Source organism: Gordonia sihwensis (genome assembly GCF_029632925.1).
GTDB lineage: Bacteria > Actinomycetota > Actinomycetes > Mycobacteriales > Mycobacteriaceae > Gordonia > Gordonia sihwensis.
Window position 1 is genome coordinate 4,055,847 of sequence record NZ_CP121248.1, and the last position, 21,826, is coordinate 4,077,672.

General features: G+C 67.7%; 24 protein-coding genes and 1 tRNA gene. 5 read left to right on the forward strand and 20 right to left on the reverse strand.

Features of this window, described 5'->3' with window-relative positions; all coding sequences use genetic code 11:
* Positions 1-2: 2 nt before the first annotated feature.
* From P5P27_RS19310 to P5P27_RS19345, 8 genes are all read right to left on the reverse strand, one after another.
* Positions 3-626 carry a PAS and ANTAR domain-containing protein gene (locus P5P27_RS19310; RefSeq protein WP_006896795.1) on the reverse strand — a complete coding sequence of 208 codons (624 nt, stop codon included), beginning with the start codon at positions 624-626 and terminating at the stop codon, positions 3-5.
* A gap of 123 nt (positions 627-749) precedes the next feature.
* A complete protein-coding gene (locus P5P27_RS19315) occupies positions 750-1,043 on the reverse strand; it encodes a PRC-barrel domain-containing protein (protein ID WP_278125601.1) in 294 nt (97 codons plus the stop codon).
* On the reverse strand, positions 1,040-1,393 hold the full coding sequence (locus P5P27_RS19320) for a hypothetical protein (protein ID WP_006896797.1): 354 nt from the start codon (positions 1,391-1,393) through the stop codon (positions 1,040-1,042). The genes P5P27_RS19315 and P5P27_RS19320 overlap by 4 nt, the downstream gene beginning before the upstream one ends.
* A complete protein-coding gene (locus tag P5P27_RS19325) occupies positions 1,390-2,628 on the reverse strand; it encodes an NRAMP family divalent metal transporter (protein WP_278127471.1) in 1,239 nt (412 codons plus the stop codon). The genes P5P27_RS19320 and P5P27_RS19325 overlap by 4 nt, the downstream gene beginning before the upstream one ends.
* The gene (locus P5P27_RS19330; protein ID WP_045538779.1) at positions 2,628-3,065 is read right to left on the reverse strand and encodes a hypothetical protein; all 438 of its coding nucleotides are present in this window, start codon (positions 3,063-3,065) and stop codon (positions 2,628-2,630) included. Before P5P27_RS19330 ends, P5P27_RS19325 begins: the two co-directional genes overlap by 1 nt.
* 55 nt (positions 3,066-3,120) lie before the next feature.
* On the reverse strand, positions 3,121-3,873 hold the full coding sequence (locus tag P5P27_RS19335; RefSeq protein ID WP_278125605.1) for a SigB/SigF/SigG family RNA polymerase sigma factor: 753 nt from the start codon (positions 3,871-3,873) through the stop codon (positions 3,121-3,123).
* Positions 3,874-4,076: 203 nt separating this feature from the next.
* On the reverse strand, positions 4,077-4,505 hold the full coding sequence (locus P5P27_RS19340; RefSeq protein WP_006896801.1) for a ChaB family protein: 429 nt from the start codon (positions 4,503-4,505) through the stop codon (positions 4,077-4,079).
* 21 nt (positions 4,506-4,526) lie between these two features.
* Positions 4,527-5,399: an SDR family oxidoreductase gene (locus P5P27_RS19345; RefSeq protein WP_006896802.1), complete on the reverse strand. Its 873-nt coding sequence runs from the start codon at positions 5,397-5,399 to the stop codon at positions 4,527-4,529.
* Between the two features lie 126 nt (positions 5,400-5,525).
* Here P5P27_RS19345 and P5P27_RS19350 point away from each other — a divergent pair, with 126 nt between their 5' ends.
* Positions 5,526-6,665 carry an alpha/beta hydrolase family protein gene (locus P5P27_RS19350; protein WP_222110794.1) on the forward strand — a complete coding sequence of 380 codons (1,140 nt, stop codon included), beginning with the start codon at positions 5,526-5,528 and terminating at the stop codon, positions 6,663-6,665.
* Between the two features lie 7 nt (positions 6,666-6,672).
* Here the strand turns inward: P5P27_RS19350 and P5P27_RS19355 are convergent, their stop codons facing one another.
* Both P5P27_RS19355 and P5P27_RS19360 read right to left on the reverse strand, forming a co-directional pair.
* Entirely contained in the window at positions 6,673-7,458 is a 786-nt protein-coding gene (locus P5P27_RS19355) for a DUF4190 domain-containing protein (protein WP_278125609.1), read from the reverse strand.
* 24 nt (positions 7,459-7,482) lie between these two features.
* Positions 7,483-7,632 carry a hypothetical protein gene (locus P5P27_RS19360; RefSeq protein WP_169317717.1) on the reverse strand — a complete coding sequence of 50 codons (150 nt, stop codon included), beginning with the start codon at positions 7,630-7,632 and terminating at the stop codon, positions 7,483-7,485.
* Positions 7,633-7,700: 68 nt separating this feature from the next.
* Here P5P27_RS19360 and P5P27_RS19365 point away from each other — a divergent pair, with 68 nt between their 5' ends.
* The gene (locus tag P5P27_RS19365) at positions 7,701-8,231 is read left to right on the forward strand and encodes a peptidylprolyl isomerase (protein ID WP_006896805.1); all 531 of its coding nucleotides are present in this window, start codon (positions 7,701-7,703) and stop codon (positions 8,229-8,231) included.
* Between the two features lie 125 nt (positions 8,232-8,356).
* Complete coding sequence (locus tag P5P27_RS19370; protein WP_278125611.1) at positions 8,357-9,103, forward strand: rhomboid family intramembrane serine protease; 747 nt, start codon at positions 8,357-8,359, stop codon at positions 9,101-9,103.
* A 12-nt stretch (positions 9,104-9,115) separates the two neighbouring features.
* Here P5P27_RS19370 and P5P27_RS19375 read toward each other — a convergent pair whose 3' ends face one another.
* Together P5P27_RS19375 and crgA are read right to left on the reverse strand one after the other, a co-directional pair.
* Positions 9,116-9,544 (reverse strand): PH domain-containing protein, encoded by a 429-nt coding sequence (locus P5P27_RS19375; RefSeq protein WP_278125613.1) that lies wholly within the window; start codon positions 9,542-9,544, stop codon positions 9,116-9,118.
* 108 nt (positions 9,545-9,652) lie between these two features.
* Positions 9,653-9,931 (reverse strand): cell division protein CrgA, encoded by a 279-nt coding sequence (crgA, locus tag P5P27_RS19380; RefSeq protein ID WP_006896808.1) that lies wholly within the window; start codon positions 9,929-9,931, stop codon positions 9,653-9,655.
* Between the two features lie 55 nt (positions 9,932-9,986).
* Between crgA and P5P27_RS19385 the strand changes: the two genes are divergently transcribed.
* Positions 9,987-10,637 carry an aminodeoxychorismate/anthranilate synthase component II gene (locus P5P27_RS19385; protein WP_006896809.1) on the forward strand — a complete coding sequence of 217 codons (651 nt, stop codon included), beginning with the start codon at positions 9,987-9,989 and terminating at the stop codon, positions 10,635-10,637.
* 12 nt (positions 10,638-10,649) lie between these two features.
* On the opposite strand, the gene pknB is transcribed toward P5P27_RS19385, so the two are convergent.
* From pknB to P5P27_RS19420, 7 genes are all read right to left on the reverse strand, one after another.
* Positions 10,650-12,566 (reverse strand): Stk1 family PASTA domain-containing Ser/Thr kinase, encoded by a 1,917-nt coding sequence (gene pknB / locus P5P27_RS19390; protein ID WP_006896810.1) that lies wholly within the window; start codon positions 12,564-12,566, stop codon positions 10,650-10,652.
* Positions 12,567-12,572: 6 nt separating this feature from the next.
* The gene (locus P5P27_RS19395; RefSeq protein WP_222110798.1) at positions 12,573-13,913 is read right to left on the reverse strand and encodes a protein kinase domain-containing protein; all 1,341 of its coding nucleotides are present in this window, start codon (positions 13,911-13,913) and stop codon (positions 12,573-12,575) included.
* Positions 13,910-15,412, reverse strand: coding sequence for a peptidoglycan D,D-transpeptidase FtsI family protein (locus P5P27_RS19400; protein ID WP_006896812.1), 1,503 nt, complete (start codon positions 15,410-15,412; stop codon positions 13,910-13,912). Before P5P27_RS19400 ends, P5P27_RS19395 begins: the two co-directional genes overlap by 4 nt.
* On the reverse strand, positions 15,409-16,836 hold the full coding sequence (locus P5P27_RS19405) for an FtsW/RodA/SpoVE family cell cycle protein (RefSeq protein ID WP_006896813.1): 1,428 nt from the start codon (positions 16,834-16,836) through the stop codon (positions 15,409-15,411). Before P5P27_RS19405 ends, P5P27_RS19400 begins: the two co-directional genes overlap by 4 nt.
* A complete protein-coding gene (locus tag P5P27_RS19410) occupies positions 16,833-18,308 on the reverse strand; it encodes a PP2C family protein-serine/threonine phosphatase (protein ID WP_278125621.1) in 1,476 nt (491 codons plus the stop codon). Before P5P27_RS19410 ends, P5P27_RS19405 begins: the two co-directional genes overlap by 4 nt.
* The gene (locus tag P5P27_RS19415) at positions 18,305-18,769 is read right to left on the reverse strand and encodes an FHA domain-containing protein FhaB/FipA (RefSeq protein WP_006896815.1); all 465 of its coding nucleotides are present in this window, start codon (positions 18,767-18,769) and stop codon (positions 18,305-18,307) included. The genes P5P27_RS19410 and P5P27_RS19415 overlap by 4 nt, the downstream gene beginning before the upstream one ends.
* Before the next feature lie 111 nt (positions 18,770-18,880).
* Positions 18,881-20,131 carry a DUF3662 and FHA domain-containing protein gene (locus P5P27_RS19420; protein WP_006896816.1) on the reverse strand — a complete coding sequence of 417 codons (1,251 nt, stop codon included), beginning with the start codon at positions 20,129-20,131 and terminating at the stop codon, positions 18,881-18,883.
* 261 nt (positions 20,132-20,392) lie between these two features.
* On the opposite strand from P5P27_RS19420, the gene P5P27_RS19425 reads away from it, so the two are divergent.
* A tRNA-Leu gene (locus tag P5P27_RS19425) sits at positions 20,393-20,475 on the forward strand.
* Between the two features lie 128 nt (positions 20,476-20,603).
* Here P5P27_RS19425 and P5P27_RS19430 read toward each other — a convergent pair.
* Positions 20,604-21,770: an IS1249 family transposase gene (locus P5P27_RS19430; protein WP_006898367.1), complete on the reverse strand. Its 1,167-nt coding sequence runs from the start codon at positions 21,768-21,770 to the stop codon at positions 20,604-20,606.
* Between the last annotated feature and the right edge of the window lie 56 nt (positions 21,771-21,826).

The window sequence follows — 21,826 nt, forward strand, 5'->3', positions numbered from 1 at the left end:
GCCTAACGGCGACCGAGCACGATCAAGTCGAACTCGCTTCGGGTCTCCCGCGGCAACTGGGCGTTCCGGATCGCGGATTCGACGATCGCGTCGCACAGATCCTTGAGCTTGATGTTCTCCTGTTGTGATCGCCAGCGCAGCACGTCGAAGGCGTGCTCGGCGGTGACCCCGTAGACCACCATCAGCATCCCCTTGGCCTGCTCGATGGTGGCGTGCGACTGCCGGAAGTCTTCGATGTGCGCGGCCACCTCGGCGCGGACGGTCTCGTCGGGAACGGTGACGTCGACGTAGTAGCCCTCCGTGCCGATCGGGGTTCCCGACCCGCCGTCGAAGGTACGGCCGATCACGGTCACATCATGGACTCGCCCCTGCACGTCGATGATTCGGTGGCGGCTGGACAGGTGCGTGTGTTCCCGGTGCACCCGGGTCAGTTGGTATTCGAAGGCACCGCGGTCGTCGGGGTGCTTATGACTGATGATGAGTTCCGTGGTCGGTTTCACGCTGCCGGGCCGATAACCGTGCATGCGAGCCACCTCGTCGGACCATTCCCATTCGTCGGTCGCGAACAGATACCGGAAACTGCCGACCCGGGAGTCCTGGGAGTGCTCAGTGGTGTCCCCGGTCATCACAGCCCCTTCTCGGGTTGCGGTCCGCGCACGCACGAAGCGTTTGGCGACCCAATCATTCGGATGCGAACGATGTGAGTTCAACATCTACCACGCGGACGGGGCTCGTACCCGGCGTCGGCGTCAGTCGGCGCCGGGGCGGACCGTCACGACGTCGTCGTCGACGGAGACGACGTCGCACCACGGGATCAGCCGGGACCCGCGCTCGCGCCACCTCAAGAGCCGCGCGATGATCGACGGCCGCACGCCGTCGAACCGGTACGAGCCGAAGAACGAGGCTCGAGGCCGCAGGCCGACGACGAGTCCGGCGATCAGCAATGCGCCGCCGTCGTCCTCCCGCAGGCGCACATCCATCACCCGTCCGATCGATCGGCCGTCGCACCGGACCTGCGTGCCGAGGAGTGTCGAGGCCCTCATCGCCGGCCTCCGGAGCCGGGGATGCGGGAGACGATCTGATCGCGGAACCACCGTTCGGGCCAATTCGAGAGCAGGTCCTCTCCGCTGCCGGTCAGCTCGACCGTCACTCCCACGTCGGCGATCGCCTCCGCCGGGATCGATTCCAGCGCGGTGGTGTCCGGTGTTTGCGCCACCAGCCGGTCGAGCAGGGCCCGCCCGGTGAGCAGGGCCACCACTCGTGGCGTCTGCCCGCCGGGCGACATGTCGAACTCCACGTCGTCGACCACACCCACCGGCACGCCGTCACAGTCGATGATCTGGCGATCGAGGAGATGCACCCGTAGATCGAGGGTGCGTTCGGAGTCCGTCATCGGCCCGCTCCCGTCGCGATCATCAACGGGATCGCCGCCGCCGACGCCACGAGGACGACGCCGAGGAAGATCAGGCCGAAGAAGTTGGTGACCCGGCCGTTCACTTGGTCGCCCATGTACTCGGGATCGTTGGCCACCACGAGGATCGGCAGATAGGTCAGCGGCAGTGCCACCGCGGAGAAGACCACCGAGTACTCGGTGACGGCGATCGGATCGACGCCGGTGGCGAGAATCGCCGCGGCGATGAGGATGAACACGCCGATGGTCACGTGGAATCGGGCGGCCTCGCGCGGCGGGCGGGACGCCCCCCACGACCACCCGGCGTACTGGGCCAGTGCGTAACCGGTCGACAGGGCCGTCTCGAGTGCGGCGCCGGTGGTCGCTGCGAGGATTCCGACCAGCGCGAAGCCGACTGCGACCAGGCCCCCGGCCTGCGCCACCGGAAGCATCAGTGCCGACAGGGAGTCGACCTCGACCGACATCGGCTGGAAGGCGACCGCGGTGACACCCATGATCGCGAGGGCGCCGAGACCGCCGAGCGGGAATCCGACGAAGACGTTCAGCCGTATGCGCCGCAAGTCGCGGGCTCCCCAGCGTTCCTCCACACCGCCCGACGAGAAGAAGAAGACTTCGTACGGTGTCATCGCGGCGCCGAACAGCGCGATGGCGTAGTACCAGTACGCCGGAACCGTCTCGTCTTGCGGCACCGCGGGAACCAGATCGCCGGCGAGCTCCGGCGCCGGCCGCAACAGGAAGAAGACGACGGCGAAGACCATCAGGAAGAGTCCGAGCAGACCGGTGACGTTCTCCATCGCCGAATACTTCGCTCGCCAGAGGATGATCCAGACCCCGAAGGCTGCGACCGGGATGCAGAGAAAGGGCGCCACACCGCTGACCAGTTGCAGAACCAGCGCGATGCCGCCCAGTTCGGCCGTGAGTGTGAGACCGGTGACCGCCAGCGAGGCGAGCAGGTTGAGCCCGCCGACTCGAGGTCCGAGACGCTCGCGAATGATCTCGAACGTCGCCCGGCCGCTGCACGCCACCACTCGCCCCGACATCTCGGCGAACAGGATGATGCCGACCACGCCCACCGGAACCACCCACGCGAGAGACAGACCGAACCGCGAGCCGACCACTCCGTCGGTGACGATGTCGCCGATGTCGAGAAACCCACCGATCGCGGTGAGGATCCCGAGTGACGCGGACGTGATGCGAATCTTGTTCTGCTGCAACATCATCGACCACCACTGACGTCTTCGGACAGCGTGTCGAGGCCGGATGCGACCCGCTCGAGCCGACGTTGCGCGGACTTCGCGGCCGCGGATCCCGGGTCGCCGAGCAGCACGCCGCGAGCCTCCACCGCGGCTTCGACCGACGAGGCCAGAGCCGCGTGCACTCGCGCCCGGACCCGCTCGTCATCCGCCGACTCGACCTTCAGCGCGACGATGATCCCCTGAGCTTCGAGCGCATGCGAGACGGCGTCGTCGAGCACGACGCGGGCGGTGGGGCGCAGCAGGTTCCGCTGATTCCACTCGTCGATTCCCCAGGCTGCGGTCAGCACCGCCGACCTAGAGCTGCGCAGCGATTCGGCGAACTCACCCGCCGGTCCTCCCGGAGCACTGGCGCAGGCGCAGATCCCCACCGCGGTCACGATCGCGCAGACGGCTGCCACCGTGCGCCGCGCAGTCCTCCGCCGTCGTGACGGCGTACCGGTCACCGGCACCCGATCAGGCGATCTGGGTGCGCAGCTGACCCAGCGAGGACGCCAGAAGACGAGAGACGTGCATCTGAGAGATACCCATTCGCCGCGCGATGTCGCTTTGTGAACGACGCTCGAAGAACCTCATGCCGACGATCCGCCGGTTCCGTTCGGGGAGGCGGCGCAAGGCCGGCCGGAGAGTGAGCGAGCGTTCCACTTGCTCGTAGCCGGGCTCGTCGGAGCCGACCGTCTCGAGCAGCGAGCGTGCGTCGTCGGTACCCGACGTGCTGCCGTCGAGAGAGACGGTGGACTGCGCGGCCGACGCGGCCTGCGCACGTCGTACAGCGGACTCCGGCTCGTCGAGCGCCTCGGCGATCTCGGCGACGCCGGGCATGCGTCCGTGTGCCTGGGCGAAGGACTCCTCGGCCTCCCTGATTCGGCTGCGGAGTTCACCGGCGCTGCGTGGAATCCGGATCGACGCCGATCGGTCGCGGAAGTGCCGTCGCACCTCGCCGGTGATGGTCGGTACCGCGAAGGACAGGAAGTCGGTCCCCATCGAGGGATCGAATCGGTCCACCGCGTGCACCAGCCCCACGCGCGCCACCTGGATCAGGTCGTCCATCGACTCTCCGCGTTCGCGGTACCGCTGGGCGATGTGTCCGGCCAGCGGCAGACAGGCTTCGATCGCCTCGTCGCGGAGACGGTCGTTCCGCGGGTCGGTGACGGGGATGTCCGCGCGTCGGCGCAGAAGTTCACGGACACGGTGGTACTCGTCGGTCATCTGCTGAGCTCCTTTGATCGCACTCTCGCCGTCGCGCGGCGGGTCCGAAAAAGGAGCGGCCGCGCGCGGCGGATCGGAGAGTTCTTGCTCGACGAGAGCGGGAGAATCCGCCGCTCAATCGTCTGCGGGAACCCGGCTGTGCGTTCAACCGAGTGATATCGACCCTACCGACCGGGCAGGTCCGCGACAACCGCTTGAAGGGATCAATCCTTCTTTCGCGCCGAACGCGTCGCCTTGCGGTTCGCCTTCTCGATGGCGTCGACGAGTTCCGCCTTCCGCATACGCGACCGACCCCGGATGTCGAGCTTGCGGGCGACGTTCATCAGATGCTCCTTGGTGGCCTTGGTGTCCACTCCGCCGGCGCTCTTGCCCGATGGATTGGGCCCGCCGCTCTCGTCGCGGGAGTCGGACGGTCCGCGCCTGCTCTTGGCCTCCCAGTGGTCGCCGACCTTCTCGAACGAGTGCTTCAGCGCGCTGTAGGCCACCCGATGCGCTCGCTCTTCCGAGCCGTACTCCTCGAGCGCCGCATCATGGGCCTCGGCGAAGGTGCGCTGAGCCTTGGCGGGCGATCGTTTGATCGTGTCGGGGAGTTCGGACTTCTTCGGTCGGTTCTTCTCATCGGTCTTGGGCATGACCGTCACCTTCCTCTCGGATCAGCCGGGCAGTGTCTCGCCGCCGGTGGGCGCGAGAACCTCTCCCGTGTAGTACGACGACAAGCGGTCTGCGGCGAAGAAGACGTACGAGGGCGCGATCTCATCCGGCTCCGCGGCGCGGCCGTACGGGGCCTGCTCGCCGAACCCCTCGACCTGGTCGGGAGGCATGGTGGCCGGGATCAGCGGTGTCCAGACGGGACCGGGCGCGACGCAGTTCACCCGGATCTCGCGATCGAGCAGGGCCTGCGCGAGCGAGAAGGTGAGGGCGTGCACTGCGCCCTTCGCGGCCGAATAATCGATGAGCTTGCGGTTTCCCCGCAGACCGTTGATCGAGCCGGTGTTCACCACCGTCCCGCCCGGCGTCAGATGCTCGAGAGCCGCATGAGTGGTGTGGAAGACGGCCGCGACGTCGACGGCGAAGGTACGGTTCCACTGCTCTGCAGTCAGCTCCGCGAAATCGTCCACCACCGTCTGAGTGCCCGCGTTGTTCACCAGCAGGTCCAGGCCGCCGAGGGCGTCGACGGTGCCGTCGACGATCCGGCGGCATTCGGCGGCCTCGCCCAGATCGGCTCGCAGGGCGACGGCGCGTCGTCCGGTCTGTTCGACCAACGCGACGGTGTGCTCCGCGTCCGCGTCCTCAGACAGGTAGGCGATCGCGACGTCGGCGCCCTCCTTCGCGAAGGCGACGGCCACCGCGCGTCCGATGCCCGAGTCGCCGCCGGTGACCAGTGCGCGCCGGCCCTCGAGCAGACCGCTCCCGACATAGCCGCGCATCTCGTCCTTCGGCTGCGGATCCATGTCCGCGGTGTCGCCGGGATACGCGATGTTCTGCCGCGGCGCGCCCGCGCCGCTGCGTTCGGTGCTTGCGTTCATGGTCGAGGCTTCCCGGTACGCCCGCTTCTGAAACATTCGCCAGTGAGCCCGACGGTACTCGGCCGCCGCCGTCGGATCCGCGGAATCGCGGGTACGTCGAACGGCCGACACGTACCGTCGACGAACATGAGATCGGGTATTCGCGGAACACTGGCGGGCCGAATCTTCGTGCTGGTGGCGCTGGTGGGGACGGCCCTGGCGCTCGTGCCGGGGACCACTCGGGCGGCGCCGTCGAACTCGGCGGGTTCGGTGATCGACGTGGTGACCCGACCGCCCGGCTGGCGCGGTCTCCAGAACGGCCGCGCCATCGACTACTGGACTCAGGACCCGCAGGGACGACCGGTACCGACCAGCGGCGCACTGTTCGTACCGGCCGGACCGGCGCCGAAGGGCGGCTGGCCGGTGGTGGCGTACACGCACGGCACCTCCGGATACGGTCCCGGCTGCGGAGGCCAGAGCGCACCGGACGCCGAGCCGAATCGGTACATCACCCGCCTCGTGCACTCCGGCTACGCCGTGGTCGCCACCGACTACGTGGGCTTGGGCCGCTTCGATACAGGCGTTCACCCCTACCTGAACACTCGCAGTGAGTCCGCCGCGACCATCGACATGCTGCGCGCGGCCCGCAGCGTGGAACCCACGCTCTCGAACCGCTGGGCCGTGACGGGCGATTCGCAGGGTGGCCAGGCCGCACTGGCGACCGCGCATCGACAGCGGTGGTACGGCCCGCGCACGGACTTCCGCGGCACCGTCTCCCTCGATCCGGAGTCGGACGTCGAGAAGGTCATGCCCTTCCTCGGCCCGTACATCCCGGCGATGCCGACACCGCTGAACGGCTCGTACAACTTCCTGCTCGCGATTCTCGCGGGCCTGCGAGCGGCCGACCCCGCTGCGGACGTGAACACCTATCTCACCCCGAAGGGGGAGGCGCTCGTCGATCAGGTCGGCCGGACATGCGACGGTCCGGCCGTCGACCCGGGGATCGCCTTCGGTTCGCTGCTGTCGCGGCCGCTGGGCACCGGGCCGCTGGCACCCGCGCTGATGAAGTACATGGCGGTGCCGGTGTCGGAATACGACGCGCCGATACTGCTCCTGCTCAACACTCGGGACACCACCGTGCCGTCACCGCTGCACGCCAAGCTCGCGGCGGACTTCGCACTCAATCGAGTCGATTACCGAATGGTGGTGGGCAACGGCTCACACACCGACATGGACGCCGCCCAGTGGGCAGCGTTCGACCGCTTCTTCGCGACTCACTTGAAGTGAGTCTGAGTCAGATCAGAATCCACAGGTACGCGAGCAGGCCCAGGACCACGAAGACGATCCACAGCCATCCGATGATGATGGCGGCGGTCGCGAACTCGCGGCCGAGCTGCCGCTTCGCATCGATCTGCCTGCGGGTCTTGTAGCCCAGCCAGATGCCGACCGGCGACAGCAGACCGATCGCGGACAGGACGAAGGCGATCACCGCGTTCCAGTTCAACGGGGCGGCGACTGACGATCGAGCGGTCGATGCGTTGGTCACGGGCTGGGAGTCCTTGTCGGTGACGGGCGACGGCTTGGCCGGTGCGGGCGCGCCGGCCGCCGGAAGGGCGGTGGTGGGGTCGGGTCGCTGCTGATCACCGACCGCCGAGTAAGCGAGTGCGGGTCCCGCACCGGGGCGTTGACCGCCGGTGGGGGGAAGAGGGCTGTTCGGCGGCGGAGAGCCCGCCGGCCGTTGCTGCGCCGGACGCGGGGGAACGCTGCCCGGCCGGGGCGGTGCCGCGCTCGGAGACGGACCTCCCGGCCGGGCCGCCGACGGCGCCGGACTGCCGGTGGGCCGGACCGTCGGCGGTGGCGTGGGCGCCTGCGGAGTGGGGGTCGGTGCACTTGCGTGACTCGGCCGCCCCGGCGGGCCGGCGGGAGCGGGTCGCTGCCCGGGTGCCGTGTTGGGGGCGACCGGCGGCTTCTCCCACGGCGCGGCCTGCCGGCCGGGCTGCGGGGTCGGCGGTGCCGGGGGCGTCGAACCCGGTCCCGGAGCGGGATTCGGGCTCTGATCGCGCGAGTCGTCGGAAGTCACGATCTACAAATTACCTGTCGGCGGTCAGTCACCGCTCCCGCGCACGTCTTCGATACGCGGTACCGCGGCGGCGACGGGCGGATGCGCGGTCCGCGACCGACGCAGCACCACGGTGATGGCGGTCAGCAGGAGAAGCAGCGTGGAGGCGAGGGCGACCAGGAGTTTGTTCGGCATCCGTCCAGCGTGCCAGGAGGCACCCGGTGCACGCCACTGCCGGTCACGGTCGGCGCCGACGTGGTTTCATGGAGCGTGTGAGTGAGCAGAACAAGACCGCGACCCTGCACACCAATCGCGGCGACATCGTCATCGAACTCTTCCCCAACCACGCGCCCGTGACCGTCGAGAACTTCGTCGGGCTGGCCGACGGCTCCAAGGAGTACTCCACCCAGAACGCGAAGGGCGGCACCAGCGGGCCGTTCTACGACGGCGCCGTCTTCCACCGTGTGATCGACGGATTCATGATCCAGGGCGGCGACCCGACCGGCACCGGCCGCGGCGGCCCGGGCTACCAGTTCAAGGACGAGTTCCACCCGGAGCTCCAGTTCGACCGCCCGTACCTGCTCGCGATGGCCAACGCGGGACCCGGCACCAACGGCTCGCAGTTCTTCATCACCGTCGGCCCGACCCCGCACCTGAACCGTCGCCACACCATCTTCGGCGAGGTCAAGGACCCGGCGTCGCAGGCCGTCGTCGACGCGATCGCGACCACCGCGACCGACCGCATGGACCGTCCGGTCGACGCCGTCGTGATCGAGAGCGTCGAGCTCAGCTGAACTTGACCCAGACCTGTTACCGGCACCCCGACCGCCCGACAGCGCTGTCCTGCACACGCTGCGGGCGGTCGGCCTGTCCGGACTGCCTCCGGCCCGCCTCCGTCGGGCAGCACTGCGTCGACTGTGTGAACGAGGCCAACGCCACCGCCCGTGTACGGACCGACGCTCCCGTCGTCGACGCCTCGGCCGCTGCCCGCAGACCGATCGTCACGTACGGTCTCATCGCGGTGAATCTGGCGGCGTTCATCGCTGTGGTGCTGCAGGCGGGCGGGACGTCGAACCTGCTCCTGAAGTCGAGCATCATGCAGCAGGGCGCCCTGGTCACCGGACTCGGTCTCGAGAACGAGTACTGGCGACTGCTGACTTCCGGCTTTCTGCACTGGTCGATCCTGCATGTGGCGATGAACATGATCTCGCTGTACCTGATCGGCGCCGATCTCGAACGCGTCCTCGGTCCGGCCCGCTATCTCGCGGTCTACCTGATCGGCCTCTTCGGCGGCAGTGCGGCGGTGGTGGCGCTGGGTCCGGAACTCGCTGCGACCGCCGGCGCGTCGGGTGCGATCTACGGACTTCTGGGTGCGCTGCTGATCGTGGTCATCCGGCTCAAACTGCCCGCGACCACGCTGATCACGGTGATAGTGCTGAACGTGGTGCTCTCGCTCAGCATTCCGGGTATCTCGATCTGGGCGCACTTCGGCGGTTTCGTCTTCGGAGCGGCGAGCGCGGCCGCGATCATCTGGCTCCCGGTCAAGGTACTGCCGCCCGAGAAGCGGACGTATCAGCAGGTCACGCGCGTCGGGTGGATCGGTCTCGCGGCGCTTCTCGTGATCGCGCTGGCGATCGGAACCGGGTTCGCCGCAGCCATCGGCTGAGCGCTTCGGCTCTCAGTTCGTCGAGTTCTTCACCGGCAGGCCCGCGGCGCGCAGCTTCTCGGCCACGGCTGCCGGCTCCTCGCCGAGATCCCACCGGCCGAACACCAGCAGGCGGTCGTCCGGCAGGTCGATCACCAGTTGGCGGCTGCGTCCCACGATCCGCCGCGTGGTCAGCACCGACACCGCGGCGATATCGCCTGATCCGAGGCGGACGGTTCCCCGGAGCGTTCGCACTTCCAACTCCGGACCGTCGAGCAGGACCAGCCGCGGTCTGCGGAGCAGGGAGACCGCGCCGGAGACGATCAACGCCACCGCGGCCAGCCCGATGAAGACCATCGCGGGCGGTTCGGCGTACGACGCGGCCGCCGCGGCGCCCAGCGCGAGGCCCGCTCCCACGAGTGCGAGGGCGGCGGGAAGCGGCGTCGCCCACTGTTCATGCACAGCCAAGTCGTTGTTATCCACAGGATCTATCCACAGTGGGGATGAATAACATGTGTGTCATTTCGGCAGCGGCAGTCGCGACCTGGGACTTCGTCGTTTCGGCAGCGGTCAGCGCCAACCCATGGTCATCAACAGGCCGACGACCATGAAGCCGAATCCGATCAGCATGTTCCACGGGCCGAGCGAGGTCATCCAGTCGAGCGCCGAGTACTTCGCCGTCGACGCGCCGAGGTAGTACACCATCAACCAGACCAGACCGATGAGCATCAGGCCGAACATGACGATCTGGTACCAGAGGCCGGACGGTCCCGCCTTCACCTTCACCGGAGTGCGGCTCGCGGTGTTGATGGTGTAGTCGGTCTTCTTCCGGACTTTTGACTTAGGCATATGTCTACGGTAACTGAGTCGAAGCCCAGGTGGGGAACCCGTTAATCTGGACGACGTGCGCATCCTCGTCATCGACAACTACGACAGCTTCGTCTACAACCTGGTCCAGTATCTGGGTCAGCTGGGTGTGGATGCCGTCGTGTGGCGCAACGACGACGAGCAGCTGGCCGACCTGCAGAAGGTGGTCGGCGAATTCGACGGAATCCTGCTGAGCCCCGGGCCCGGAACCCCCGACCGTGCGGGTGCCACCGAGCCGATCATTCCGGTCGCGGCTGCCGCGGGCACCCCGATCCTGGGCGTCTGCCTCGGCCACCAGGCGATCGGGGAGGCGTTCGGCGCCACCGTCACCCGGGCACCCGAACTCCTTCACGGCAAGACCTCGCTCGTCTTGCACGACGGCGTGGGTGTGCTGGAGGGACTGCCGCAGCCCTTCGTCGCGACCCGGTACCACTCGCTGACGGTGGCACCGGAGACGATCCCGGATGAACTGGAGGTGACCGGCCGCACCGAGACCGGCATCGTCATGGCGATGCGGCACCGGGAGCTGCCGATCCACGGAGTGCAGTTCCACCCGGAGAGCGTGCTGACGCAGGGCGGTCACCGGATGCTGGCGAACTGGCTCCGGATCTGCGGCCTCACAGTTCCCGAGGGCAGGGTCGCCGAACTCGAAGATCAGATGGCGAAGGCGCTGGCCGGCGCCGAGTAGCCGGCGTCCCGGTCAGCCGGGGAGCAGGCTCGCCCGGCCGATGACCACCGACACCGTCGCGTTCTTGCGCAGCTTGCTGCCCGCGGCCGGGCTCTGCGAGATGACCTTGCCGTCGTCCTTGCTGGCGAGACCGACGCCGCGCTCGCTGGAGCTGAGAGTGTTCGGCTCCCAGCCCGCGTCCTCGAGCGCCCGCTGGGCGTCCTCGAGACTCTTGCCGCGCAGATCCGGCATCACGAACATGTTGCCGCGCGAGACCTGAACCTGGATCACGCTGCCGACCTCCACCGTCGCTCCGGGGTTGGGCGAGGTGCTGACCACCTGTCCCGCCGGAAGCTCGGAATCGACCTGCACGGTCTTCATCTCCAGTTGGAGCTGGTCGAGCACGTTCTGGGCCTGGCCGGAAGTCTGGCCGCGCAGGTCCGGAAGGGTGACCTCCTTGGGGCCGGTACCGATGTACAGGATCACCGGTGCGTTCACCGCCGCGGGAATGCCCGTGCGCGGATTGGTCCGGACCACCTTGTCCTTGAGCGCGACCGTGGATTCGGAGTTCTGCGTCTTCACCTCGGTGAATCCGAGCACCTTGAGAGCTTCGGTGGCCTCGTCGGCGGATTTGCCGCGCAGATCGGGGATGGGCTGTCGCTGGGGCCCGGACGAGATGTACAGCGTCACCTCGGAGCCCTTGGGGGTCGGGACGTCGTCGCCGGGCGCCGTCCGGGTGGCCAGGCCCGCCGCGATGTCGGTGCTGGCCTCCTCGGTCCGCTTCACCGTGAAGCCGGCCTGCTCCAGGTTCGCCTGTGCGGCGTCGGCGGCCAGGCCGGCGACTTTCGGAACGGCGATGAGCGGCGCCGTGGTCTTCCACGGCGACCACGCGAACAGACTGATCAGGAGCACGACGATCGCAGCGATAGCGATCGCCACCTGCACGCGCCCGCGCCGCAGCAGACCGCCGCGTCCTCCGGTCTCCTCCTCATCGCCGTCGTCTCCGGTTCCGCGACGGCTGGGCAGGGTCTCGTTGCGCACCGCGAGGCGCGGCGACTCGATGAGGGCGGTCTGCTCCTCGTCGGTCAGCAGCATCGGCGCGGACGGTTTGCCGCCGGCGAGGACCTTGATGAGGTCGGCGCGGAAATCGGCCGCGGTCTGGTACCGGTTGGCCGGGTTCTTGCTCATCGCCTTCATGATCACCGAATCGAGTTCGGGGGTGATCTCCGGCCGGATCGACGACGGGCGCCGCGGATCCTCGTGCACGTGCTGGTGGGCGACGGCGATCGGGGAGTCACCGGTGAACGGCGGTTCTCCGGTGACGAGTTCGAACAGCACGCAGCCCATCGAGTAGATGTCGCTGCGGGGATCGACCTTGATGCCGCGCGCCTGCTCGGGCGAGAGGTACTGCGCCGTCCCCATCACCGCGGACGTCTGCGTCATGGTCGCCGACGTATCGTCCATGGCGCGGGCGATGCCGAAGTCCATCACTTTCACCGCGCCCGTGCGGTCGATCATCACGTTGGCCGGCTTCATGTCGCGGTGGACGATGTTGTTCCGGTGCGAGAAGTCCATGGCCGCGGCCACGTCGGCCATCCAGGTCATCGCCTGCTTCTGCGCGATGTGTCCCGACGAGCGCAGCAGATCCCGCAGAGTCTCACCCTCCACGTACTCCATGACGATGAACGGCAGCGGGCCCTCGTCGGTCTCCGCTTCGCCGGTGTCGAAGACCTGCACGATGCTCGGGTGGTTCAGCTTCGCGGCGTTCTGCGCTTCGCGGCGGAACCGCAGATAGAACGTGGGGTCCCGGGCGAGATCGGCACGCAGGACCTTGATGGCCACGTCACGGTGCAGCAGCAGGTCGCGCGCGAACTGCACCTCGGACATACCGCCGAAACCGAGTGTCTCACCCAGCTCGTAGCGGTCAGAGAGATAGTGCGGATCGATCATGATCGCTCACCCCCCGCCGCCGGGCAGGCCCGGAATCGTGATCGGGGGGAACAACGGCCGCGTCGTCGGCTCCTCCGTCGTCGGCTCCTCGGAGGTCGTCGTCGGCTCCTCGGTGGTGGTGGGCTCCTCGGTGGTGGTGGTCGTGGGCGTGTCCGACGTCGTCTCACGAGTCCGGGTTGTGGTCTCGTCGGTCGTGGTCTCCCGCTCGGTCACCGTGGTGGTGACGTGCGAAGACGAGGGCGTCGGTGCGGTGGGCGTGCGAGGGCTGGTGGTGAGCCAGTAGGCGACGAGCGCGATGGCTGCGAGCAGCAGCAGTGCGGCCACCGCCGTGAGCACCTTGTGCGTGGTGCTCCATCCGCCGTCGTCGACCGGCGTGGCGGCCGTCGAGACGCCGGTCTGCGGCGGCTGCTGCTGGCCGGGCGAAGTCATCGCACGGGTCGACGGGCGCGGTGCCGCGGCAGCGGCGGCGACTCCGGCGGCGCCGAGAGCGCTCCGGGGAATCGGCGGACGGTTGCCCGCGCGGACCGCGGCGACGGCGTCGGCGAACTCGCCGCCGGTCGCATACCGCTGCGCGGGGTCCTTCGACAGCGTGATCTCGATGAGTTCACGCACCGGTGCCGGCAGGTTCTGCGGCAGCGGCGGCGGAGGCTCCTGAATGTGCTTCATCGCGACGGTGATGGCACCGTCGCCCAGGAAGGGCCTGCGGCCGGTGAGCGCCTCGTATCCCACTACGCCGAGCGAGTACACGTCCGATGCGGCGGTCGCCTCGCCCCCGGTGGCCTGCTCCGGAGAGATGTACTGGGCGGTGCCCATCACCATGCCCGTCTGGGTGACGGGCGCGGCGTCGACCGCCTTGGCGATGCCGAAGTCGGTGATCTTGACCTGACCGGTGGGCGTGATGAGGATGTTGCCCGGCTTCACGTCGCGGTGCACGAGACCCGCCGTGTGCGCGGCCTGCAGTGCGCGGCCGGTCTGCTCCAGCATGTCGAGGGTGTGCGGCAGCGAGAGGTGGCCCATCCGGGCGATCACCGAGTTCAGCGGCTCACCGTCGACGAGTTCCATCACCAGGTAGGCCAGCGGGTCGCCGCCGTTGCGATCGGGGGTCTCGCCGTAGTCGAAGACGTTGGCGATGCCCGGATCGTTGAGCCGCGCGGTGGTCTGCGCTTCGGTGCGGAACCGGCCGAGGAACTCCGAATCGTTGGAGTACTCGGCCTTGAGCACCTTGACCGCCACCCGGCGGCCGAGACGTGTGTCCAGGGCTTCCCAGACCTGGCCCATGCCACCAGTGGCGATCAACCGGACCAGTCGGTACCGGTCGGCGATGATGGTGCCGTTCTGCAGGCTCATCGAGCACCTCCCGCGTATGCGTTGATGACAGCGCGTCCGATCGGGGCCGCTGCGAGGCCGCCGTACGAATTCTGTCCCCTATTGCCGTTTTCAATGATGACCGCGACCGCGATCCGTGCGTTCGAACTCGGCGAGAACGCGATGTACCAGGCGTACGGCGTCTCACCTCCGCCGGCCGTGTCCGAATGCTCTGCGGTGCCCGTCTTGGACGCGATGCCCGCCTGGGCGCCGGACGTGTGCTGCTCCGACTTCACCATCATGTCGGTGATCTGATCGGCCTCCTCGGCCGTCAGCGGCCGGTTGAACGCCGACGGCGCCGTGGTGGAGATGGTCCGCAGGTCGGCGGTCTGCAGCTTGTCGACGAGATACGGGCGCATGCGGACGCCGCCGTTGGCGACGGTCGCGGCGATCTCCGCGTTCTCCAGGACGGTCAGCCGCACATCGCGCTGTCCGATCGCCGACTGCGCCAGCGCGGCCCGATCGTCGCCGATGTCGCCGACGGTCGACTTCGCGACGTCCATCGGAATCCCCGGGGGATCCTCGCCGACGCCGAACTGCTTGGCCGTGGCGGTGAACTCCTCCGACGCGTCACCCGGCACCTTCTCGGTCATCAGCTGGGCGAAGGCGGTGTTGCACGAGTACTCGAAGGCCTGCGTCAGGGTCACCGTGCCGTTCGAGGCGCCGGGACACGTGCTGCCGCTGTCGTTCGAGAGGGTCGCGGTGCTGTCGGGAAGCGTGATGACCGACGACGACGTCAGCCGTGCGTCCGGCGACACCCCGGCCTTGAGCGCGGTCGCAGTGGTGACCACTTTGAAGGTCGAACCCGGCGGATACAGCGCGTTGATCGCACGATTGGTCAGCGGATCGTCGTTCCCCTCCGCGTTGAACTTCTCCCACGCCTTCTCGGCCTTGCTGAAGTCCTGGGTGGCCAGCGCGTTCGGGTCGTAGCTGGGAGTGGACGCGAGCGCGAGGATCTTGCCGGTGCTCGGTTCGAGCGCGACCACCGCGCCGCGGCACGGCCCCTCGCAGCCGGCGTCGGTGAGTTCGCGGTAGGCCACTCGCTGCAGCTTCGGGTCGATGGTCGTCACGACGTTGCCGCCGCGCGGATCGCGGCCGGAGAACATGTCCATGAACCGCTGGGTGAAGAGGCGGTCGTCGTTGCCGTTGAGGATCGAGTCCTCGGCGTACTCGATGCCGCGGTCGGCCCGGTACACGAACGAGAAGTAGCCGGTGACCGGGGCGAACGTCGTCGGATCGTTCGGGTACTGGCGCAGGTACTTGAAGCGGTTGTCGGTGGGGACCGATTCCGCGAGCACTGTGCCGTCCGCGGCCACGATCACGCCGCGCTGACGCGCGTACTCGTCGAGCAGGACACGTGAGTTGCGCGTGTCGGTGCGGAGCTTGTCGGCCTTGAAGACCTGCACGTAGGTCACGTTGGCGAGCAGGGCCACGATCATGACGATGCAGGCGATGGCGACCTTCTGAATGGGACGGTTCACTGGCGACGCACCGCCCGGGTGGCCATCGCGTCGACCGGACGGCTCGGGCGCGGCTTCGGAACGTCGGGCTCGCGCGAGGCGTTCGAGACCCGGATCAGCAGTGCCAGGAGGATGTAGTTCGCCAGCAGCGACGAGCCGCCGTAGGCCAGGAACGGCGTCGTCAGACCGGTGAGCGGGATCAGCTTGGAGACGCCGCCCAGGACGACGAAGACCTGGAAGACGATCGTGAAGCTCAGGCCGGCGGCGAGCAACTTGCCGAAGCTGTCGCGGACGGCGACTGCCGCGCGGAGTCCGCGGATCGTGACGATCAGGTAGAGCATCAGGATCGCCGCCACGCCGACCAGTCCGAGTTCCTCGCCGAACGAGGTCAGGATGAAGTCGGTGTTGGCGAACGGCACGATGTTGGGACGCCCGGAACCGAGTCCGGTGCCGAACATGCCGCCCGTCGCGAAGCCGAACAGGCTCTGCGCGATCTGATATCCGTACGTGTCATACTGCGCGAACGGGTCCTGCCAGATGGATACGCGGATCCGGAGGTGCTCGAACAGCTGGTAGGCCACCGTGGCGCCGAGGGCGAACAGCGTGACGCCCAGCATCAGCCAGCTCACCCGCGAGGTGGCGATGTACAGCATCGTCAGCACCGTCGCGAAGATCAGCAACGGCGTGCCGAGGTCGTTCTCGAGCGCGAGGACGCCGATCGCGATCACCCACGCCGCCAGCAGCGGACCGAGGTCGCGCAGGCGGGGGAAGTCGATGCCGGCGAACTGCTTGCCCGCAGTGGTGAACAGGTCGCGCCGGGACACCAGGAACGCCGCGCTGAAGATGATGATGAGGATCTTCGAGAACTCACCCGGCTGGATGCTGAATCCGGGGAGGATGATCCAGTTCCGCGAGCCGTTGACCTCGGCCATCGACGCGGGCAGGATCGCCGGGATGGCGAGGAAGATCAGCCCGCTGACACCCAGGGTGTACGCGTAGCGCGACAGCGTCCGATGGTCGCGCACCACCATCAGGGTGACGCAGAACGCGACGATGCCGAGGACCGCCCACAGCAACTGCTGGTCGGCGTTGTGGGTCACCTCGTCGGCCTTGACGACTTCGTCGTGCCGTGACGATCCCAGGTCCAGACGGTGGATCATCACCAGGCCGAGGCCGTTGAGCAGGGCCACGCACGGCAGCAGCAGCGGATCGGCGTAGGGAGCGAACCGGCGGATCGCCAGGTGCGCGACGCCGAAGAGCGCGATGAAGGCCGCGACGTACTTGACCAGATCCCAGCTGAGGGTCTGGTCCTGCGCGGCCTGAACCGTCAACAGCGCCGCGAAGACCACGAAGACCGCGAACGAGAGCAGCACCAGCTCGGTGCGCCGTCCCGCGCTCTTGGGCCGCGGAGCGGGAGGTGCGTGGACAGGTGGAGCCGACGTCATCCGTCGCTCCTGCAGGTGTTGTGGCCGTCCGCACCGACCGTAGGAATGAGCGCAGACGAGGTCTCACCGGACTTCGGCGCACCGCTGGGTTTCGGGGCCTCCGGCTTCGACGTCTCGGGCCTGGGCGTCTCCGACCGCGGCTCGCCCGGCTTGGGTGCTTCGGGCTTGGGAGTCGCCGGCGGCTCGGGCGGTGCGCACTTGGGCAGGAACTCGAGTCCGCGGACGCGGTCCCGGGTGCTCTCGAGTGAGTTGTTCTTGATGCTGTTGGAGGTCACGGCGCTGCGGCCGATACCGGTGAGGTCGTCGACCTTCATCGGCGTGCACGACGCGGTCGAGTCGGACGGCTGGAACCGGACGGTCGGCGAGTCGGCGGTCAGGTCGTCGACGCAGACCCGCTCCTTCGGCGCCCGCACTGTGAAGAACAGCAGGTTGTCGGGGGTTCCGGAGTAGATCTCGACGTTGCCGTCGACCGCGGTGACGAAGGTGCTCGCCATCGCCTTCGACCGCACCACGAAGAACGCGGTCACCAGAAGTCCGATGATCGCGAGGACCGCGATGATGAGGACCGGCCAGCGCCAGCTCGCCTTCTTGGCGGGCTCGGGTTCGGTGGCGGTGATGGTCGGGCGCGCCGGTGCGGGTGCGGGCGGGCGGAGGGCGGCCGCGCGACCGGCCGCCGTGGCCGGATTGGGGACGTATCCCGCGGAATCGTCCTCGCCCGCGGCGCCGCCGACGATCGGCGTCGAGTCGCCGTACTCGTCGTCGACGACGTCGGCCACCACGACGGTCACGTTGTCCGGACCGCCGCTGCGCAGTGCCAGCTCGATCAGCCGGTCGGCGCAGGCCTTGTGGTCTTCGATGGAACCGAGGGTATCGGCCAGCGTCTCTTCGCTGACGACGTCCGACAGCCCGTCGCTGCAGAGCAGGTAGCGGTCGCCGGCCCGGGCTTCGCGCATGATGAGCGTCGGTTCCACGGCCTGCCCCGTCAGGGCGCGCATGATCAGGGAGCGCTGCGGGTGGCTGTGAGCCTGTTCGGGGGTGATCCGGCCTTCGTCGACCAGACTCTGGACGAAGGTGTCGTCACGCGTGATCTGGCTCAGCTGGCCGTCGCGGTACAGGTAGCCGCGGGAGTCGCCGACATGGCACAGGCCGATCCGGCTGCCGGCGAAGAGGATGGCGGTGAGCGTGGTGCCCATGCCGTCGAGTTCGGGTTGCTTGGCGACTTGCTCGGCGATGGCCGCGTTGCCGTCGGCGGTGGCGCGTTCGAGTGCTGACAGGAGATCGCCGCCGGGCTCGTCGTTGTCGAGCGGTCGCAGCGCCTGGATCACCAGTTGGCTGGCGACCTCGCCCGCCGCGTGACCGCCCATGCCGTCGGCCAGCGCGAGGAGTCGCGCGCCGGCGTAGACGGAGTCTTCGTTGTTCGAGCGGACCAGGCCGCGGTCGCTCCGCGCGATGTAGCGCAGCACTAGGGTCACGGGCGTAACTCAATCACGGTCTTGCCGACCCGGATCGGTGTGTTGATCGGAGCGCGGACGGCGGTGGTCACCTTGGCACGGTCGAGGTACGTGCCGTTCGTCGAACCGAGGTCTTCGACATACCAGTCGTCACCGCGCGGAGAGATGCGCGCATGACGCTCTGAGGCGTAATCGTCGGTGAGAACCAGCGTGGAATCGTCGGCCCGCCCGATCAGGACCGGTTGCGTGCCGAGGGTGATGCGGGTGTTGGCGAGAGCGCCCGCCGTCACCACCAGATAGCGCGCGGTACCGCGGGATCGCGCGGCCCGCTGCTTGCGCTCGGCTCGTCCGGAGGTCAACGGCATCCGTGCGCCACCGGCCGCGGCCAGATCGGCGCGCATCGCCCGGATGATGGCGTACACGAAAAGCCAGAGCAGGATGAGGAATCCGAATCGGATCACCTGCAGCAGGATGCCCTGCATCTACTCCCATCACCTCCCTCACAGACGGGTATCCGGTTCCTCGTACCCCCGGATGCATTCAACGGTCGGGTGACCGTGCAGTCACCCGATGAGCATCTTATGCGGAAACTACTACTGGAACCGGACGGTGATGTCCGAGTGGCCGAGCCGGATGCGGTCGCCGTCGGCGAGCTCCCAGCTGCTGACCTGCAGGTCGTTGACGGTGGTTCCGTTGGTCGAGTTGAGGTCGGTCAGCATGGCGGTCTGACCGTCCCAGCGGATCTCGACATGGCGGCGCGAGACGCCGGTGTCGGGCAGGCGGAACTGCGCGTCCTGACCGCGGCCGACCACATTGGAGCCCTGCCGCAGGGAGAAGGTGCGGTTGCTGCCGTCCTCCAGCACGAGGGTGATGGCCGACGGCGCGTAGCCGGCCGGCTGACCGTAGGCGGCCGGAGCGTACCCCTGCTGCTCGTAGGGCGGCTGCTGCGGAGCGTACTGCTGGTCGTACGCGGGCTGTCCGTACTGCGGCTGGCCGTAGCCCGGCTGCGCGTACTGCTGGTCGTAGCCGCCCTGGTCGTACTGCGGCTGCTGGCCGTAACCCTGCTGGCCCTGGTCGTAACCCTGCTGGTCGTACGGGGGCTGCTGGGCGTAGCCGGGCTGCTGGTTGTAGTCGTACTGCTGGCCGTAGCCCTGATCGGCCGGCTGCTGCGGGTACTGCTGCGCCTGTTGCTGTCCGTATGCCTGCTGGTCGTAGCCGCCCTGATCGTACTGCGGCTGCTGGCCGTACGGCTGCTGCGGTTCCTGACCCTGCTGCGGATACCCGCCCTGCTGGTTGTAGTCGTACTGCGGGTAGTTCGGATCGCCCTGCGGGGCGTAGCCGTAGTTCTGGCCGCCCTGGTCGTTTCCGGGGGGATTTGTCATGGCTCGGGCTCCTCGGTCGAGACTTTCAGGTCGGTATGTCGGCTGCTGCTCCGCCGGCGCACGGCGCTGTGCCAGTGGTCGTGGCGCGACGTCGGGGTCGACGACGCCACGAGTGTGGAACTGACCGGTGTGCAACGACGGCGCTTGTTCGAACTCTACGACGACAGACCCGTAAGTCTGCCACCCATTGTCCCGGATGAAGTCCTCCAAATGGCGCGAGAAGATCTTCCGGTTCAGTTCGTACTCGGTTGCGACGTGATCAAGATCCGAGTCGCTCAGCGTCACCACGTAGCTGTTGGCCACCAAGGTCGCGCCGTCGCCCAGGTCTTCGGCCGAGGTCTCGGCCTCCCGCTGCAGGGCGTGCTCGATCTCCTGCGGTGCGACCTTGCCGCCGAAGACCCGGGCGAACCCGCCGTCCACGGCGGACTCGAGCTTGCGCTCGATCCGGTCAAAGAAACCCACGAGATCTCGTGCCCTTTCCCTCGGTTGGCGTGTCGACGTGCATACCTTGTCTCAACATGTTACCGGCCGGAAAGACATGACGGAGACTCGTGAATGACTCCTGTACCGGGCGTCACAGGAGTAACAGGTGGGGCAGGCGGGCCCCAAGGTGCGTCGTCGCAGGTCATCACCTCTGTGAAGGCGTGGTTTTTCATTTGGCCGGGTGTGCGTGCTATCTTTTTCAAGTCCACACGGACGCCGGTCGTTCGATCGACCAGCCACGGGCGAGTGGCGGAATGGCAGACGCGCTGGCTTCAGGTGCCAGTGTCCTTCGGGACGTGGGGGTTCAAGTCCCCCTTCGCCCACAGTTGTGATGAGTCGCGACATCGTTTACACACGATGTCGCGACTCATTGCTTTTCCGGGGGGTTCAGGGTTAAAGGGTGGGTTAAAGGCCAGAATGTGTGTACGGTTCGGGCGTGGCGTCGGGTGGTTTACCGGTTTCGGCCTCCCCATCCGTGTTGGATGCCGTTGCCGTCTTCCCAGTTGAAGCCTGTGTCGTAGGCGGCGGGCCCGATCTGCTCGTCCTCGACGGGCGTTTCCTTCGGTCGCTGCGGTGGTGGGTTGTGGTGCTCTTCGCGGACCAGGCTCCACGGATCGTGTGGGTGGGCGGTGAGGCTGTTGAGCTTCCATTCGGCGGCTCGGCGGGCGTGCTCGGTCAGAAGTCCTCGGTGAGCGCGGAACAGGTCTTTGAGACCTTTGTTGGGGCCGCCTTCGAGCGGTGAGGTGGTCCGCGGCAGGGGGTGCTCTTCATCGGTCAGGCGGGGGTCGATCCAGGTGAACAGGTGCTCTTCTGAGATCAGCCGCCGGAACAGTCCTCGGGTCTTGCGTAGGTCGCGGTGGGTGTACCACCAGGTGCTGGTCTCGGCGACGCCCTTCGGGCGCACAGTGTGCGGGCGGGCGTAGGTCCGGTGCCGGAGGAATCGGTCGTGCTTGATTTCCCAGTCGTTGTAGGCCTGAAGCCAGAGCACGGCCTGCTCGGAATTGCGGATGTTCATCAAAGCGGTTGTCAGAGTGACAATTTCACGGGCAGCATCGAGTCGGGGTTTGAAGGTGTGGTGGCGGCGCACGGTCTGGAAGATGTGGAAGTAGCAGCGCTGGACTCGAGTGGTGGGCCAATCGTCAGCGATCGCGGCGAGCAGGCCGCGGCCACCGTCGATGACCGCGACGTGCGGGGCGGGTTGGCGTTGCAGGATTTGCTGCCAGGCGATCTTCTTCTCGCGGTCGCACCATTGCCAGTCGACGACGTGGGTGCCGTCGAAGGCGATCAGCAGGCACCAGGATTGGAAGTAGGTGCCATCGAGCATCAATACCTGGGCCGGCTCAGTCGGGGGTGCAGGTGGTGGGACTTCGATGTTCCAGCACCAGGAGCGTGATCGGCGGAACGTGCGTGCGCTGATGTGGTCGGGTTGTCGGCCGTGCAGGAGCCAGGTGAGGAACGCGGTGAGTTCGGCTTTGCGGGTGATGTCGGGGCGTTTCTGGGTGCTGGAGGCGCCGCAGTCTTTGCAGCGCCAGCGGGTGCGGCCGGCGCTGGTGGTTCCGTTCTTGACGAGCTTGCGGCCGCATACACCACATGAGGGGGAATTCCGAGAACCTGACACCGAACATGCTTTCAAAGCATGTCCGGCGCACTGTCAGTCGAGGTCAGACACCGGAA

Excerpts from the sequence above, each read along its gene's own strand:
- P5P27_RS19350 (WP_222110794.1), top strand. The coding sequence starts at position 5,526 with ATGAGATCGGGTATTCGCGGAACACTGGCGGGCCGAATCTTCGTGCTG.
- pknB (WP_006896810.1), bottom strand. The coding sequence starts at position 12,566 with ATGATCGATCCGCACTATCTCTCTGACCGCTACGAGCTGGGTGAGACA.
- P5P27_RS19365 (WP_006896805.1), top strand. The coding sequence starts at position 7,701 with ATGGAGCGTGTGAGTGAGCAGAACAAGACCGCGACCCTGCACACCAAT.
- P5P27_RS19415 (WP_006896815.1), bottom strand. The coding sequence starts at position 18,769 with ATGCAGGGCATCCTGCTGCAGGTGATCCGATTCGGATTCCTCATCCTG.
- P5P27_RS19335 (WP_278125605.1), bottom strand. The coding sequence starts at position 3,873 with ATGACCGACGAGTACCACCGTGTCCGTGAACTTCTGCGCCGACGCGCG.
- P5P27_RS19325 (WP_278127471.1), bottom strand. The coding sequence starts at position 2,628 with ATGTTGCAGCAGAACAAGATTCGCATCACGTCCGCGTCACTCGGGATC.
- P5P27_RS19395 (WP_222110798.1), bottom strand. The coding sequence starts at position 13,913 with ATGAGCCTGCAGAACGGCACCATCATCGCCGACCGGTACCGACTGGTC.
- P5P27_RS19340 (WP_006896801.1), bottom strand. The coding sequence starts at position 4,505 with ATGCCCAAGACCGATGAGAAGAACCGACCGAAGAAGTCCGAACTCCCC.
- P5P27_RS19320 (WP_006896797.1), bottom strand. The coding sequence starts at position 1,393 with ATGACGGACTCCGAACGCACCCTCGATCTACGGGTGCATCTCCTCGAT.
- P5P27_RS19345 (WP_006896802.1), bottom strand. The coding sequence starts at position 5,399 with ATGAACGCAAGCACCGAACGCAGCGGCGCGGGCGCGCCGCGGCAGAAC.
- crgA (WP_006896808.1), bottom strand. The coding sequence starts at position 9,931 with ATGCCTAAGTCAAAAGTCCGGAAGAAGACCGACTACACCATCAACACC.
- P5P27_RS19360 (WP_169317717.1), bottom strand. The coding sequence starts at position 7,632 with ATGCCGAACAAACTCCTGGTCGCCCTCGCCTCCACGCTGCTTCTCCTG.
- P5P27_RS19315 (WP_278125601.1), bottom strand. The coding sequence starts at position 1,043 with ATGAGGGCCTCGACACTCCTCGGCACGCAGGTCCGGTGCGACGGCCGA.
- P5P27_RS19310 (WP_006896795.1), bottom strand. The coding sequence starts at position 626 with ATGACCGGGGACACCACTGAGCACTCCCAGGACTCCCGGGTCGGCAGT.
- P5P27_RS19405 (WP_006896813.1), bottom strand. The coding sequence starts at position 16,836 with ATGACGTCGGCTCCACCTGTCCACGCACCTCCCGCTCCGCGGCCCAAG.